Genomic DNA, 13,380 nt, shown 5'->3' on the forward strand with positions numbered 1-13,380 from the left:
AGAACAACGCCCACGGAAGGAGCACGAGCATGAATATGGCCTATTCGCCTATTCGCCGATTCGCGAACAGCTCGCGCAGCGCCTCGAGCGCTTCCTTCCCGACCTCATCTAGGGGCGGTCCGTCACATCCAGCGACGCTCCGTGCCATGAGGCCCGGGGCGTCGTTCTTCTGTGCTCGCCATGAGCACGGCTCCCACCGCGGGGGAGCAGAGCGCGACTCTTCGGGACCGGTCGGTCGAGCATCCACTCGCCGACCCACGACAGAAACGAACACCGAAGAGAATCGAAAGGATCATGCAGAAGATCTCGAAGACCCTCGCCAGCTGGGCGAGCATCCTCGACGAGAAGACGCTCGAGCAGGCGCGCACGACCGCGACCATGCCGTTCATCTACCCGCACCTGGCCCTCATGCCCGACGCCCACCTGGGGTTGGGCGCGACGGTCGGCTCGGTCATCCCGACCCTGCGGGCAGTCATGCCGGCGGCCGTCGGGGTCGACATCGGGTGCGGAATGATCGCGGTGCTAACCGACACAACGGTCGACCAGTTGCCGGATGACCGCACGCCGTTGCGGCTTGCCATCGAGCGGGCCATCCCCCTGAGCGCGGGTGCGGCGAACAACCGCATCGTCGCAACGGCCCAGCCGCGGGTGGCCGAGCTCGAGGCCATGGCCGAGACGGCCGGGTTCGACCCGGCGCAGCGGCTGGGGCGGTGGCGGGAGCAGCTCGGCACGCTCGGCAGCGGCAACCACTTCATCGAGGTGTCGGCCGACGAGCTCGACCGGGTGTGGCTGTTCTTGCACTCGGGCAGCCGGGGTGTGGGCAACAAGATCGCCCAGACCTACATCGACATCGCGAAGAAGCTCGCCGCGCAGTGGTTCATCTCACTGCCGGATGCCGACCTCGCGTACCTCGTGGAGGGCACCCCGGAGTTCAGCCGGTACATCGCCGAGCTTCGGTGGGCGCAGCACTACGCGCTGCTCAACCGGGAGGAGATGATGGATCGGGTCGTGCGGCAGTTCACCGAGTGGGTGGGCGGCGACGGCTCTGGCAACAGCGTGACGCAGCTTGAGCGGATCAACTGCCACCACAACTTCACGCAGAAAGAGACCCACTTCGGGAAAGAGGTGTGGGTCTCGCGGAAGGGCGCGATCTCGGCGAAGGCCGGAGAGCTGGGGTTGATCCCCGGCTCGATGGGCACCGCGTCGTACGTCGTGGAGGGCACGGGCAATGCCATGGCGCTCGAGTCGTCGCCGCACGGAGCCGGACGGCTCTACTCGCGGTCGGCGGCCCGGAAGACCTTCACGCAGGATCAGCTGCGGGAGGCCATGGTGGGCATCGAGTTCCGCGACACCGATGCTTTCATCGACGAGATTCCGCACGCGTACAAGCCGATCGACGAGGTGATGGCCGATGCGGCCGACCTGGTCACGATCAAGCACACGCTGCGGCAGCTCGTCAACGTGAAGGGCGACTGAGTGACAGGGCGACTCAGCACCGCGCCGGTCGTCTCGCTGCTTCGGCAGCGGGGCGGCCGGCGTCGTCGTGCTACAGCGGCAGGCAGAGGTGCGCCCACTGCCCGCCCGCGGCGGTTCCCCACTGCAGCAGGTTTACGACGGGCGAGCCGTCCGTGATCCCGAAGACGTAGCTCGCGTCGCTGTCGGGGTCATCGACGGTGATCCGCGTCACGGGCCCCACGCTGACGTCGTCGAAGGCGTCGACGACCGCCGAGGGGTAGGCGGCGAGCACCTCGGCCTGTGTCGAGCCGACGCCGACCCCCTCCGCGTTGCGGGGCAGGTCGCCCATCGCCTCGCCGAAGGCCTGCGTGTAGAAGAACAGGATTCCCGGGTCGACGCCCTCGGGGTCGGTGAAGGCGTAGGTGGCCGCGTCGGCGCCGTGCGTCTCGACCTCGGCGTACCAGGGGCACTCGGCCAGACCGGTGACGGTGGAGCCGAACTGCGTGCTGAACTCGGCGAAGTCGGCGGCGCTCAGCTGCCCGCCGCGAAAGTAGGTGAAGCCGTAGTCGGCCAGCTCGGGCTCGGGGCTCGGCGTGACCGTCACGGTCACGGTCGGCACCGGGGTCTCGGCGGCGGGCGGCGCGGGAGTCGCGCAACCGGCGAGGGCGAGCAGCAGGGCGGCGATCAGCCCGGTGGATGCGGTGCGCACAGTCATGCGGGGCACTCTAGCCCCCGGGTGCGCCGCCGCGATAGGGAGGATTCTGCCTATTCCGTCGCCGAGAAGATCGGGGCGCACGCGGCTGCGATCGCGTCGACGTGGCGGTCGTCGGTGCCGCAGCATCCCCCCATGACGGTCAGGTTCGGCAGCAGCTCGGTGAGATCGCGATAGAGCGCGGCGAGCGCGACCGGATCGCCGGCGTCGAGCTCGTCGGCCTCGTCGAGCTCGGCGTGGCTGAGGGTCGAGGCGTTGGCGCGTACGCCGCGGATGCGTGCGAGCGCCGGCGACCCCGCTTCGAGGGCGGGCATGAGGTGGGTCGGATGCGCGCAGTTGACCATGACGTACGCGGCCGCGGCGGCGGTCGCCGCGTCGAGTTCGGCGATGGCCTCATCGAGCCGTTGGCCGCTCGGCAGGAGGCCATCGAGCTCCACGGTGAACGAGATGACGACGGGCATGCTGTGCTCGACGGCCGCACGCACGATGCCGATCGCCTCATCGACGTGCGTGAGGGTGAGGGCCGTGATGAGGTCGGCACCGCCGTCGGCGAGGGCCCGGATCTGCTCGCTGTGGTACGCCGCCGACTCGGTCGGGGTCATGACGGTCGACGGCGAGTAGCCGTCGCCGCGCGGGCCGATGTTGCCGCTGATGACGATGGGCGGCTGCCCCTGACCGTGGGCGGTGCGCAGCGTGCGCAGGTGCTCGACCGCCGCGATGTTGACGGCGCGCAGCGCGGCCGAACTGTAGCCGAGGCGCTTGCCCCAGTCGCTGCTCGCGCGCCAGGTGGCGGTCTCGAGCACGAGCCCCGTGCCGTGCGCTCGCGCGATGGCGAGGTAGGCGAGGAAGTAGCGCTCGAGGGCGGCGCGGCCCTCCGCGGTGTCGAGCAGCGGGAAGGCGGCGAAGTCGGGCAGGTCGAGCCCGTCGTGGAAGATGAGCGTCGTCTCGAGGCCCCCGTCGGTGAGGAAGAGGTCGGGGCTGAGCTGGGGCAGCACGGCATTGTCGGGCACAGAAACTCCTCGTTCGGTCGGGTCGACGCTCGGGGGTGAACGAGTGCTGGCCTTCAGTGTGGGCCGAGGAGTGCCCGCGTGCAAGCCCGCTACTCGCGCAGGCGCACCAAGCGCGTCTGCGTCGACTCGTCGAGCTCGACGATGTTGGCGCGCGACTTCAGGAAGCTCGTGAACGAGCTGTAGCCGAGCGCCTTCTCGTTGAAGGCGGGGTCGAGGCGCTTCATCTGCTGCTTGAGCGCCGAGGCGTGCGCCCAGTCGGCGTCGTCGGCTTCGTGCACGAGCCGCAGGGCGCGCACGATGAGCGCCGTCGCGGCGCGCTTCGACGTCGCCGATTCGACCGAGGCTGCGGTCGCCGCGGTCTGACCGGCGAGTGGCTCGGCACCGCTCGCGGTGTCGGCGATCGCCCCGGCCGTCGATGCGCGGCGCGACCGCTTCGCGGGCGGGGCGGTCTCGTCGGTGCTCACGGCATCCGGAGCGACCACGAGCGCCGCCGCGATGTGGGCGGCGGGCCGGATGCCCGGCAGCGAGTCGTAGTCGGCGTACTCGTTGCACGCCGCGGCGAGCGACTTGCTCGTGCCGCCGGCGACCCCGATGCCGACGATGTAGCGGCCGAGGCGCTTGGCCCGCTGCGCGAGGGCGATGTAGTCGCTGTCGCCTGCGGCGATGACGACGTGCGTGATGTCGGGCAGCCGGAAGAGGTCTTCGACCACATCGACCGAGAGGCGGATGTCGGCGCCGTTCTTCATCTGCTGCGTGGCGGGGAACAGCTGGGTGAGGTCGACCGCGCGCTCCATGAGCTGCCCCTGGTAGGTGGCGTTGACGCCCACCGACCAGTCGGCGTAGGCGCGCGACAGCACGATCGTGCCGAAGGCCGAGGCGAAGTCGAGGATGGCGCTGATGTCGACGGTCGCGTGCCGAACCTTGTCTTTCTGCTCGGGGCTCGCGTCGGCGAGTCCGGGCGCGAGCTTGTAGACGTTGTCTTTGCGCCAGGCGCTGCGGCCGTGCACCTGGTCGTAGCGCGAGATGACGATGTTGTCGAAGTCGATGTAGACCGCCACGCGGTTCTCGGCCGATTCGGCCATGGGTCGCCTCCTTCTGGGTCGGGACCCGGTCGACCCCATCCTGTCAGGCCGCGACGGCGCGGCGGCGTTCAGGGCTGCGGGTCGAGCGCGTCGTAGTCGCGCAGGCTGCGGTACACCCGCAGGAAGACCGCGCACACGACGATGATGATGAGCCCGCCGAGCAGGGGCGGGAACCACAGCAGCAGGGTGAGGCTGAGCGCGCCGACGTAGAGGTCGCCGACGCGCGGCCCGCCGTTGACGACGACGGTGAAGAGGCCCTGCAGCCGCCCGCGCATGACGTCGGGCACGGCCGCCTGGATCATCGTGGTGCGGTAGATCATGCTCACCGAGTCGGCCGCGCCCGAGAGCGCGAGCAGCACCGAGGCCACGATGAGGGCGGGAATGTTGGCCTCGCTGATGTCGGTGCCCACGTCGATGGGCAGCACCGCGGTCACGAGCAGCAGCAGCCCGAACAGCAGGATGCTCGCGCCGTAGGCCGCGACCGCGATCACCATGCCCTTGCCGTGGGCGCGCACGGCGGCGACGCGGCCCGACAGCAGACCGAGCACGAGCATCCCGACCGCACCGGCCGACGAGAGGATGCCCACGGTGACGGCGCCACCGCCGATGAGGAGGGCGCCGATGGCGGGGAAGAGCACGCGCGGGTTGCCGAAGGTCATGGCGACGATGTCGAGCACGAACGATGCGCGGATGTTCGGCGCGACCCGCAAGAACCGCCATCCTTCGACGATCGAGCGCAGGTCGGCCCGGCGGCGCTCGCCGTCGGGAATCATCGCGGGCAGCGTGTAGAGCCCGTAGAACGCGGCGAGGAAGAGCACGACGTCGACCGTGTAGGTGACGCTGAAGCCGAGGTAGGCCACGGCGAGCCCAGCGAGCGCGGGCCCGACGGTGAGCTGCACGCCCGCGCTGATGCCGCCGAGCGCGCCCGCGGCGGGCAGCAGCTCGATGCGCACGAGGCGGGGGATCATCGCCTGCCGGGCGATCTGCACCATGACGGCGGCGACCGAGTTGACCGTGATGAAGGCGTAGAGCGGCCAGATGTCGGGCACGCCGAGCCAGCTGTACACGGCGATGGCCGCGGTCGACCCCCAGGCTGCGATCGCCGCGATGAGGGCAACGCGGCGCCGGTCGAAGCGGTCGGCGAGCGCGCCCCCGTAGAGCCCGAAGATGATCATCGGCCCGAGCGCGAAGGCCGCGACGAGCGAGACGGCGAGGGTCGACGCGGTGCGGTCGTAGATGTCGAGGCCGACGGCAACGATCGTCATCTGGCTGCCGATGCCCGTGATCGCCGCTCCCGCCCACATGCGGGCGAAGGCGGGGCTCTCGCGCAGCGGGCGCAGGTCGACGAGGTGGCCGCGGCGCGCGGCGGCAGGAGCAGTCACAGTAGCTCTAGGCTACGCGCTTTTCTCCCTATCGAGACACTGTCTCAGCAATTTCGGCATACCGAACACCCGTAAGCCGCTCCGACGCGTCCCAGAGCAGCACCGCGGCGGTCGCGTCACGCGCCGCGCGCGGCAGGCGCGCGGGCGCCGGCAGGCCGCGCACTTCGAACAGACCGTTCGGTCCGTAGTAGCCGCCGGGCGTGGCCGAGGGGCTCGTCGCGGCGTAGAGCGAGGGCAGGATCCCCTGGTTGACGCCCTGCATGAAGCGCGCCGTGCGGCGCTGCTGCGCGGGGCTCGGCGGCCGGCCGTCGCGCGGGCCGGTGGTCTGCAGGTTCGTTGCGGTGCCGCCCGGATGCGCGGCGATGCTCGTCACGCCCCAGCCGTTGAGCGTGCTCAGGCGCTGCAGCTCGCGCGCGAACACGAGGTTCGCGAGCTTCGACAGCCCGTAGGCACCCCAGGCGCTGTAGCTCTTCTCGGCCTGCAGGTTGTCCCACTGCCAGCGGCCGGCGTTCGCCGCGATGCTGCTCGTCGAGACGACGCGCGGCGCCTCGGAGCGCTGCAGCGCCGGCAGCAGCAGGCCGGTGAGCGCGAACGGCCCGAGGTGGTTGCTGCCGAACTGCAGCTCGAAGCCGTCGGCCGTCTCGCGGCGGTCGGGCACGGCCATGATGCCGGCGTTGTTGATCAGGATGTCCACCGCGCGATCCTCATCGAGCAGGCTCTGCGCGGCCGAGCGCACGCTCGCGAGCGAGGCGAGGTCGAGGTCGAGCAGGCGCAGGTGCGCATCCGGATGCTGCGCCTGCAGCTCATCGAGGGCCCGCTGCCCCTTCTCACGGTTGCGCACGGCCATGACGACCTCGGCTCCCGCGGCGGCGAGGCGGCCGGTGAGTCCGAAACCGAGGCCGCTGTTGGCGCCCGTGACGACGGCCAGGCGGCCCGTCAGGTTCGGAACGGTCGTGTCGAGGGCGGTGCGGGGCATGGAGTCTCCGTCGTCGTGATGAGTACTGACATCACACCATTCGGAGCCCGGTCCGACCTGGGAGCGGTCGCGTCGGCCAGAATGTGCCCATGACCGCGATCGATCACCGCCGCCTGGCCTGGGAGGCCCGCACCTCGTCGACCCTCGCCGTGCTCGGCGTGCTCTTCCTCATCGCGTACTCGGTCTACGTTCTCGTCGTCGAACCGTCTGATCTGCTCTTCGCGGCGATCCTGCTCGTCGGCCTCGTCAGCTGGGTGGCGTTCGCCGTCGACATGGTCGCGCGCACGGCGCTGAGCGACCGCGGGCGGCGCGTGCGCTTTCTACTAACCCACCCGCTCGACGTGCTCGCGCTCTTCGTGCCTCTCTTCCGCGCGCTGCGCGTCGCCGGCCTGCTGCGGTACATCCCCATGCTGCGCGGCCGCTCGGGCGCGGCCGTGCGCGGCTCGGTCGTCGCCCACGCGCTCGTCTACGCGGTCGTGTACGTCTACGTCATCGCGCTCGCGACCCTGCAGGTCGAGCGCGACGCCCCCGACGCCACCATCACCACCTTCGCCGACGCCGTGTGGTGGGCGGTCGTGACGCTCGCGACCGTCGGCTACGGCGACACCTACCCGGTGACCGGGCCGGGGCGTTTCCTCGCCGTGCTGCTCATGGGCGGCGGCATCGTCATCGTCGGCACCGCCTCGGCCATCGTCGTCTCGTACATCACCGAGCGGGTCGGAAACCAGCGGGCGGCGGCAACGGGCGGGAGCGAGGCTCAGCCGTCGAGCAGCGCGTCCTCGGCCGCGTAGTCGAACCAGGCTTCGGCGCCGTAGCGGGTGAGGCCGGGGAACCGCTCGCGCCAGTCGGTGTCGGCGACGGCCGCGAGCATCCCGTCGATCGCAGGGCCGATCGTCGCGCGGTGGCTGCCGAGCGGCACATAGCCGAGCTGCTCGCGGGCCGCCTGCATGCTCAGCACGACGGGCACGGGCACCGACCACGGCGTCTGCCCGACACTGCTGTCGGGCCCGCCCGCGCCGCGCGGCAGCAGGTCGAACTCGGCGCTGTGGCCCAGGTGCGCGAAGACTGCCTGCCCGATCTCGAGCACCGTCGGGGCCGGTTCGTCGACGGCGTTGAGAACGCGGCGGCCCGGATGCTCTCCCGCGAGCCGCACGAGCTCGGCGATCACGGCCGTCGCCGAGGTCGCGAACCGGCTCTCGCCTCGATCGATGAGCGGCACCCGGCGGCGGCCGTCGAGGGCGCGCTTGATGAAGTACCACTCGCGGAGGGCGGGCGAACCGGGGCCGTGGATGGCGCCCGGCCGCAGGATCGTCACGGGGAGGCCCTCGACGGCGAGCAGCGCGCGCTCCATGGCCGCCTTCTGGGGCGAGTAGCCCTCGACCTCGGCGGTCACGATCGGATGCTGCTCGGTGACCGGCACAGGGAAGCGCGGGAAGTCGTCGTCGCCCGTCGCCGCGTCCATCCACGTGCCGTTCGTGCCGAGGTACACCGAGGCCGTCGAGATGACGACGAGCGATCCCACCTCGCCGGCGAGAGCCGCGTAGGGCGCGACATCGCCGGGGGTGAAGGCGACGCAGTCGAGCACGAGATCGTGGCCGCGCGCGGCGGCGGTCAGGGCATCCGCATCCGCGCGATCGAGGGGCAGCGACGCCGCGTTCTCGGCCAGCCCCGCCGGCAGCGGTCGGGTGCCGCGGTGGGCGATCGTGACGCTCCAGCCCGCGTGCAGCAGCGCGTGAGCGGCCGCTGAACCGATCTGACCCGAGCCCCCGACGAGCAGAGCATTCTTCTGCATGCCGACACTCTAGGCGCTAGATTCGCAGGGTCCACTCGAGCCGAGGAGCCCCATGGCGACCACCCAGCCCAGCACCACGAAACCGCTCAGTCGCAACCAGACGCAGAGCGCCCTCATCGCGGGCGCCGTCGCGCACACGATCTTCCAGACGGGCTGGTTCGCCTTCGGCATGTCGCTCGCGGCACTCGTCGCCACCGCGCTGTTCGGCAACATCGTCGCGACCATCACGCGCGGGCTCGGCGGCGACGACCCCAACGCCGTGCTGCGAGCGCTCGACGGCGGCTCTGACCTGCTGTTCTGGGTCGTGATCTCCTTCCTGATCGGCAGCCTCATCCTCATCGGCCTCGCCATCCTGGTGAGCGGGTGGATGCTCTCGGCCGCAGGCCTGCGCGCCCCCTGGAAGGTCACGATGGCGGCCGTCGGCATCGCCGCGCTCGTCGACATCGCGCTCTTCTGGGTCTACGTCGGCCTCGCCAACCTGCTGACCGAGAGCCGCCTCGCCGGCCCCGTGCTGCTCACGCCGGTCATCGCCCTCATCGGGGGAATCCTCGTCGGCGCGCTCATCTGGTGGCTCGTGTCTCTCACGCGACGCGAGAAGATTCCCGCCGTGGACGAGGCCCCGGCGGTCGTCGCGACCGACGAACCCGTCTAGTCGAGCAGCTCGCCGAGGAGGGCGGTCAGCTCGGCGCGCATCTGCTCGCTCGTGATCGTGCGCTCGCCGTCGCCTGACTGCGGGCCGTAGTCGCCGAAGCTCGCATGGTTCGCGCCCGCGATCGTGACGAAGCGGGTGTCGGACGGCAGCATCCCGGCGTTCTGCTCGATGATCGCGGGGGTCGACAGCGCGTCGTTCTCGCCCGCGATGCTCAGCACCTCGAGGCCCGAGCCGCTCAGGTCGTTCGCGCAGTAGCTGCCGAAGAGCACGAGCCCGGCGGCATCGGAGCCCGGCGTCATGAGGCACGCCCGCACGCCTCCGAGCGAGTGCCCGCCCACGAACCAGCGATCGATCTCGGGCGCCGCGGTCGTGAACTGCGCGAGCGACCGCGTGTCGAAGAACGCCAGGTTGAGGGTCGGCTCGGTGATGAGCACCGTCATGCCGTGCTGCTCGACCGCGCCGCTGAGCTGGAACATGTAGGCGTGCGCTTCGACGCGCGCCCCCGGCACGAAGACGAGCCCCGTCGAGTTCGCGGGCAGGTCGACCGCGTCGCCGACCGGGGTCATGAGAATGCCCTCCTCGAGGTACTGCACCTCGACGCTCCCGTTCGCCCACACCTCGATGACGGGAGCGCGCTCAGCGCGGTACGGCGTGTTCGCCCAGATGAGGAAGCCGAGCACGACGAGGGCGAGGGCCGACAGCGCGCCCAGACCGATCGCCCGCACACGGCGGCGGATGCGCCCGGCGGGGCGGTGGCGGGCAGAACCAGTGGCGGTGGAGGTCATGCGCCATTATCCCGAGCAGACCTGGCACAATGGAGCCATCATGAACATTCTCGCCGTGGCCGTGTCGATCTTCCTCTTCGTGTCGTCGTTCGTGCTGTTCGCGTACGCCTACGCGGTGCCCGAAGAGTTCGCCGCGATCGTGTTCTTCACGGGCATCATGTCGGCGTCGCTCTCGCTCGCCATTCCGTTCCACCTCATGGGTCGCCGCGACTCCTAGTCGCCGCCGCCTGTCAGGCGGTCATCAGGGTCTGGCCGCCCTTTAGGCGGTCTTGAGGATGTTCGCCGTGAAGTTCTCGAGGCGCTGCTGCAGGCCCGCGCTGCGGCGCGCGATGAGCTCGTCGCGCATCAGGGTCAGCTCGCTCGTGCCCGGCACGATGCGGATCATGATCGAGCACGCCAGATCGGCGCAGATGTAGGTGCCGATCGAGTTGCCGTCACGGCCGGCCTCGCCGCCGCGCGGCGCGCTGAACATGACCACCTGGGTCGAGGGCTGCGGGGTGTGGCACAGCGAGCACATCGCGCCGATGCCGGGGCGCAGCGCCGTGCTCGCGGCCCGCACGAGGATTCCGACGGGGCGGTCGTCGACCCAGTGCACGATGTAGCCGCGGGGAGAACCGGCCGGATCGCGCCAGCCCAGGTACTCCCGGTCGGCCCACACGGTCTCGTGCAGGCCCGGCAGGGGCATCCGCTCGATCTCGGCCTCGCTGGCGTTGACCATGCTGGCGCGGATCTGGTCGGCGGTGAGCTCTCTCATCGCCTCTCAGCGTACGTCACGCCCGCTGAGCGCGGCCGATAGGGTGTGCGTCATGCCGTCGCTTCCCCGGGCGCTGCGACCGTTCGCGGTCGCACAGTACCGCCTGCTCGCCATCGCCCTCGTGCTCTCGCTGTTCGGCACGGGCGTGTGGATCGTCGCCGTGGTCTGGCAGGTCATCGAGCTCGACGGCACGCCCGTCGACCTGTCGATCGTCGCGACGGGCGGCAGCATCGGCCTGGTGCTCGCCGTGCTGTTCGGCGGGGTCGCCGCCGACCGCATCCCGCAGAAGCGCATCCTCGCGGCGGTCGAGACGGTCAAGGCCGCGTCGGCGGCGGCGATCGCCGTCCTCGCGCTCACAGACTCGCTCGAGGTCTGGCATCTCGCCGTCGTCTCGCTGCTGCTCGGCGTCGCCGACGGCTTCTTCTACCCCGCGTACTCGGCGTGGCTGCCCGCGCTCCTGCCGGCCGACGACCTGCTGGCCGCCAACGGCATCGAAGGCGTGCTGCGGCCCACGCTCATGCAGGCGGCAGGCCCCGCCGCGGCGAGTGCCGCCATCGCCATCCTGTCTCCCGGGCTCGGGTTCGCGACCGTCGCTGTCACCCAGGGTGCCGCGGCCGTGCTGCTCGTGGCCATGCGCACGACGCCCGTGCGGCGCGAGGCCGACGCCGAGCCCGTGCACGCGCTGCGGGCCGTGTGGGTCGACGTGCGCGACGGCGTTCGGTACATGCTGCGCACGCGCTGGCTGCTGGCGACGCTGCTGTACTCGGCGCTGCTCGTGCTCGTCATCATGGGGCCGATCGAGGTGCTGCTGCCCTTCGCGGTGCGCGATCAGACCGGCGGCGGCGCCGGCGCCTTCGCGCTCGCCCTCGCGGCCTTCGGCATCGGCGGAGCGCTCGGCTCGATCGTCGTCGCGTCGATGCGGCTGCCGCGCCGCTACCTCACCCTCATGATCGCGGCGTGGGGGCTCGGCTGCGCGCCGCTCGTCGTCATCGGCCTGACCGATCAGCTCTGGGTCATGGTCATCGCGCTCTTCGTGTGCGGTGTGCTGTTCTCCGGCGCCACGGTGGTGTGGGGCACCCTGCTGCAGCGCCGCGTGCCGCCCGAGATGCTCGGTCGCGTGTCGAGCCTCGACTTCTTCGTCTCGCTCGCCTTCATGCCCATCTCGATGGCGATCGCCGGACCGGTCGGCGAGCTCATCGGCATCCCCGTGGCATTCCTCGCCGCGGGCATCATCCCCGTCGTGCTCGCGGCCCTGACGCTCCTCATCGCGCGGCTCGGCCCGGATGAGCTCGCGCACCCGCTCACGGATGCCGAGGTCGTCGTCTCGACCGACACGGGACCGATCGTCACCGGACCGGGGGCGGCGAGCGGCCGCCAGCGCCCCGTCGACGAGCAGAACCCCGCACCCGGCCCCGCTCCGAGCTCCGCTCCGAGTTCCGCGGAGTAACCGCCCGGCCATCCGCCGTTCACGACGTACAGGGGATGGTCGGCTGGCATGGGGGCGATGCACTGCCCGCGCACGGGCGCTGGGCGGGTGCGGGGGGCCAAAGTGGGGAACACCCGATCGACACCGCTCGGGCGGGCGCCTCCGTCGCCCTCACGCACGTCATCAGAGATGAGATCCCCATGGCCACCATCGTCGAAACCGCCGTCAGCGCCGGATCGTTCACCACTCTCGTCGCCGCCGTCGGTGCTGCCGGCCTCGTCGACACGCTCAACGGAGAGGGCCCCTTCACGGTCTTCGCCCCCACCGACGAGGCGTTCGCCGCGCTGCCCGAGGGCACCGTCGAGGGCCTGCTCGCCGACATCCCGACCCTCACGTCGATCCTGACGTTCCACGTCGTGCCGGGTGCCGTGCACGCCGCCGACCTGACCGACGGCCTCAAGGCCGCCACGGTCAACGGCGCCGAGCTCACCTTCGACCTGACCGACGGCGTGAAGGTCAACGGCGCCACCGTCGTCACGGCCGACATCGTCTGCGACAACGGCGTCATCCACGTCATCGACGCGGTGCTCCTGCCGTAGCAGTGTTGTCCGCCCTCGGGCGGACGGCAGAACGGGGCGGTCCCTTTCGGGGCCGCCCCGTTCTGCGTGGGAGGGGTCGGGGCGCGCAGCGCCCCGCATCCAGCGCTGCCGCCTAGTCGGCCTGCAGCGCGAACTGCGCGTCGATCGTGATCGTCACGTCGTCACCGAGCAGGAAGCCGCCGGTCTCGAGTGCGGCGTTCCAGTTGACGCCGAACTCGCTGCGGCTGATGACGGTACTGCCGCTCGCGGCCGCCTTGACGTTGCCGTAGGGGTCGGTCGCGATGCCGCCGAACTCGCCCGTGAGGGTGACGGGCTTGGTGACGCCGCGCAGGGTGAGCTCGCCGTCGAGCAGGAGGGCGTCGCCCTCGACCCGCAGGCCCGTCGACACGAAGGTCAGGGTGGGGTACTCGTCGATGGCGAAGAAGTCGTTGGTGCGCAGGTGCGCGTCGCGGTCGGCGTTCTTGGTGTTGATCGAGGCCATGTCGACCGTCACGGTCACGCTCGACTCGAGCGGGTTCTCGGCGGCGATGACGGTCGCGTCGAACGACTCGAAGACGCCCTTGACCTTGCTGATGGCGAGGTGGCGCACGCTGAAGCCGATCTCGGTGTGGGCGTGGTCGACGGTCCAGGTTCCGGTGCGGTAGCCGGGGATCGTGTCGGCGGTGAGAGTGGTCACGAGGGGTTCTCCTTCGTCGGTGGCGATGTCGAGCCGGTCGGCTCTCGACGTCGCGAGTCGGTGCGCAGCAATTCGATGC

The 13,380-nt window shown here is 70.8% G+C and carries 15 protein-coding genes; 6 read left to right on the forward strand and 9 right to left on the reverse strand.

Annotated features, from left to right (window positions below; all coding sequences use genetic code 11):
- Positions 1-294: 294 nt before the first annotated feature.
- A complete protein-coding gene (locus NNL39_RS09185) occupies positions 295-1,476 on the forward strand; it encodes an RtcB family protein (protein WP_255158988.1) in 1,182 nt (393 codons plus the stop codon).
- A 70-nt stretch (positions 1,477-1,546) separates the two neighbouring features.
- Here the strand turns inward: NNL39_RS09185 and NNL39_RS09190 are convergent, their stop codons facing one another.
- The 5 genes from NNL39_RS09190 to NNL39_RS09210 all read right to left on the reverse strand — a co-directional run bounded on the left by NNL39_RS09190 (position 1,547) and on the right by NNL39_RS09210 (position 6,617).
- A complete protein-coding gene (locus NNL39_RS09190; protein WP_255158989.1) occupies positions 1,547-2,170 on the reverse strand; it encodes a hypothetical protein in 624 nt (207 codons plus the stop codon).
- Positions 2,171-2,220: 50 nt separating this feature from the next.
- Entirely contained in the window at positions 2,221-3,177 is a 957-nt protein-coding gene (locus NNL39_RS09195; protein WP_255158990.1) for a homocysteine S-methyltransferase family protein, read from the reverse strand.
- Between the two features lie 89 nt (positions 3,178-3,266).
- A complete protein-coding gene (locus NNL39_RS09200; protein WP_255158991.1) occupies positions 3,267-4,259 on the reverse strand; it encodes an NYN domain-containing protein in 993 nt (330 codons plus the stop codon).
- 68 nt (positions 4,260-4,327) lie between these two features.
- Entirely contained in the window at positions 4,328-5,641 is a 1,314-nt protein-coding gene (locus NNL39_RS09205) for an MFS transporter (protein ID WP_255158992.1), read from the reverse strand.
- A 28-nt stretch (positions 5,642-5,669) separates the two neighbouring features.
- Positions 5,670-6,617, reverse strand: coding sequence for an SDR family oxidoreductase (locus tag NNL39_RS09210; RefSeq protein ID WP_255158993.1), 948 nt, complete (start codon positions 6,615-6,617; stop codon positions 5,670-5,672).
- 89 nt (positions 6,618-6,706) lie between these two features.
- On the opposite strand from NNL39_RS09210, the gene NNL39_RS09215 reads away from it, so the two are divergent.
- A complete protein-coding gene (locus NNL39_RS09215) occupies positions 6,707-7,408 on the forward strand; it encodes a potassium channel family protein (protein ID WP_255158994.1) in 702 nt (233 codons plus the stop codon).
- Here the strand turns inward: NNL39_RS09215 and NNL39_RS09220 are convergent.
- Positions 7,375-8,409: an NAD-dependent epimerase/dehydratase family protein gene (locus tag NNL39_RS09220; protein WP_255158995.1), complete on the reverse strand. Its 1,035-nt coding sequence runs from the start codon at positions 8,407-8,409 to the stop codon at positions 7,375-7,377. The two genes, NNL39_RS09215 and NNL39_RS09220, sit on opposite strands and share 34 nt — an antisense overlap.
- A gap of 52 nt (positions 8,410-8,461) precedes the next feature.
- Between NNL39_RS09220 and NNL39_RS09225 the strand changes: the two genes are divergently transcribed.
- Positions 8,462-9,061, forward strand: coding sequence for a hypothetical protein (locus tag NNL39_RS09225; protein WP_255158996.1), 600 nt, complete (start codon positions 8,462-8,464; stop codon positions 9,059-9,061).
- On the opposite strand, the gene NNL39_RS09230 is transcribed toward NNL39_RS09225, so the two are convergent.
- The gene (locus NNL39_RS09230) at positions 9,058-9,846 is read right to left on the reverse strand and encodes an alpha/beta hydrolase (RefSeq protein ID WP_255158997.1); all 789 of its coding nucleotides are present in this window, start codon (positions 9,844-9,846) and stop codon (positions 9,058-9,060) included. The genes NNL39_RS09225 and NNL39_RS09230 overlap by 4 nt on opposite strands.
- Positions 9,847-9,886: 40 nt before the next feature.
- Between NNL39_RS09230 and NNL39_RS09235 the strand changes: the two genes are divergently transcribed.
- Positions 9,887-10,063: a hypothetical protein gene (locus NNL39_RS09235; protein ID WP_255158998.1), complete on the forward strand. Its 177-nt coding sequence runs from the start codon at positions 9,887-9,889 to the stop codon at positions 10,061-10,063.
- A 42-nt stretch (positions 10,064-10,105) separates the two neighbouring features.
- On the opposite strand, the gene NNL39_RS09240 is transcribed toward NNL39_RS09235, so the two are convergent.
- The gene (locus NNL39_RS09240; RefSeq protein ID WP_255158999.1) at positions 10,106-10,600 is read right to left on the reverse strand and encodes an FBP domain-containing protein; all 495 of its coding nucleotides are present in this window, start codon (positions 10,598-10,600) and stop codon (positions 10,106-10,108) included.
- Between the two features lie 52 nt (positions 10,601-10,652).
- Between NNL39_RS09240 and NNL39_RS09245 the strand changes: the two genes are divergently transcribed.
- Positions 10,653-12,047 (forward strand): MFS transporter, encoded by a 1,395-nt coding sequence (locus tag NNL39_RS09245; protein ID WP_255159000.1) that lies wholly within the window; start codon positions 10,653-10,655, stop codon positions 12,045-12,047.
- A gap of 179 nt (positions 12,048-12,226) precedes the next feature.
- Positions 12,227-12,625 (forward strand): fasciclin domain-containing protein, encoded by a 399-nt coding sequence (locus NNL39_RS09250; protein ID WP_255159001.1) that lies wholly within the window; start codon positions 12,227-12,229, stop codon positions 12,623-12,625.
- Positions 12,626-12,737: 112 nt separating this feature from the next.
- Here the strand turns inward: NNL39_RS09250 and NNL39_RS09255 are convergent, their stop codons facing one another.
- Positions 12,738-13,301 (reverse strand): YceI family protein, encoded by a 564-nt coding sequence (locus tag NNL39_RS09255; protein ID WP_255159002.1) that lies wholly within the window; start codon positions 13,299-13,301, stop codon positions 12,738-12,740.
- Positions 13,302-13,380: the final 79 nt, after the last annotated feature.

The organism is Microcella humidisoli, assembly GCF_024362325.1.
GTDB classification, from domain to species: Bacteria; Actinomycetota; Actinomycetes; order Actinomycetales; family Microbacteriaceae; genus Microcella; species Microcella humidisoli.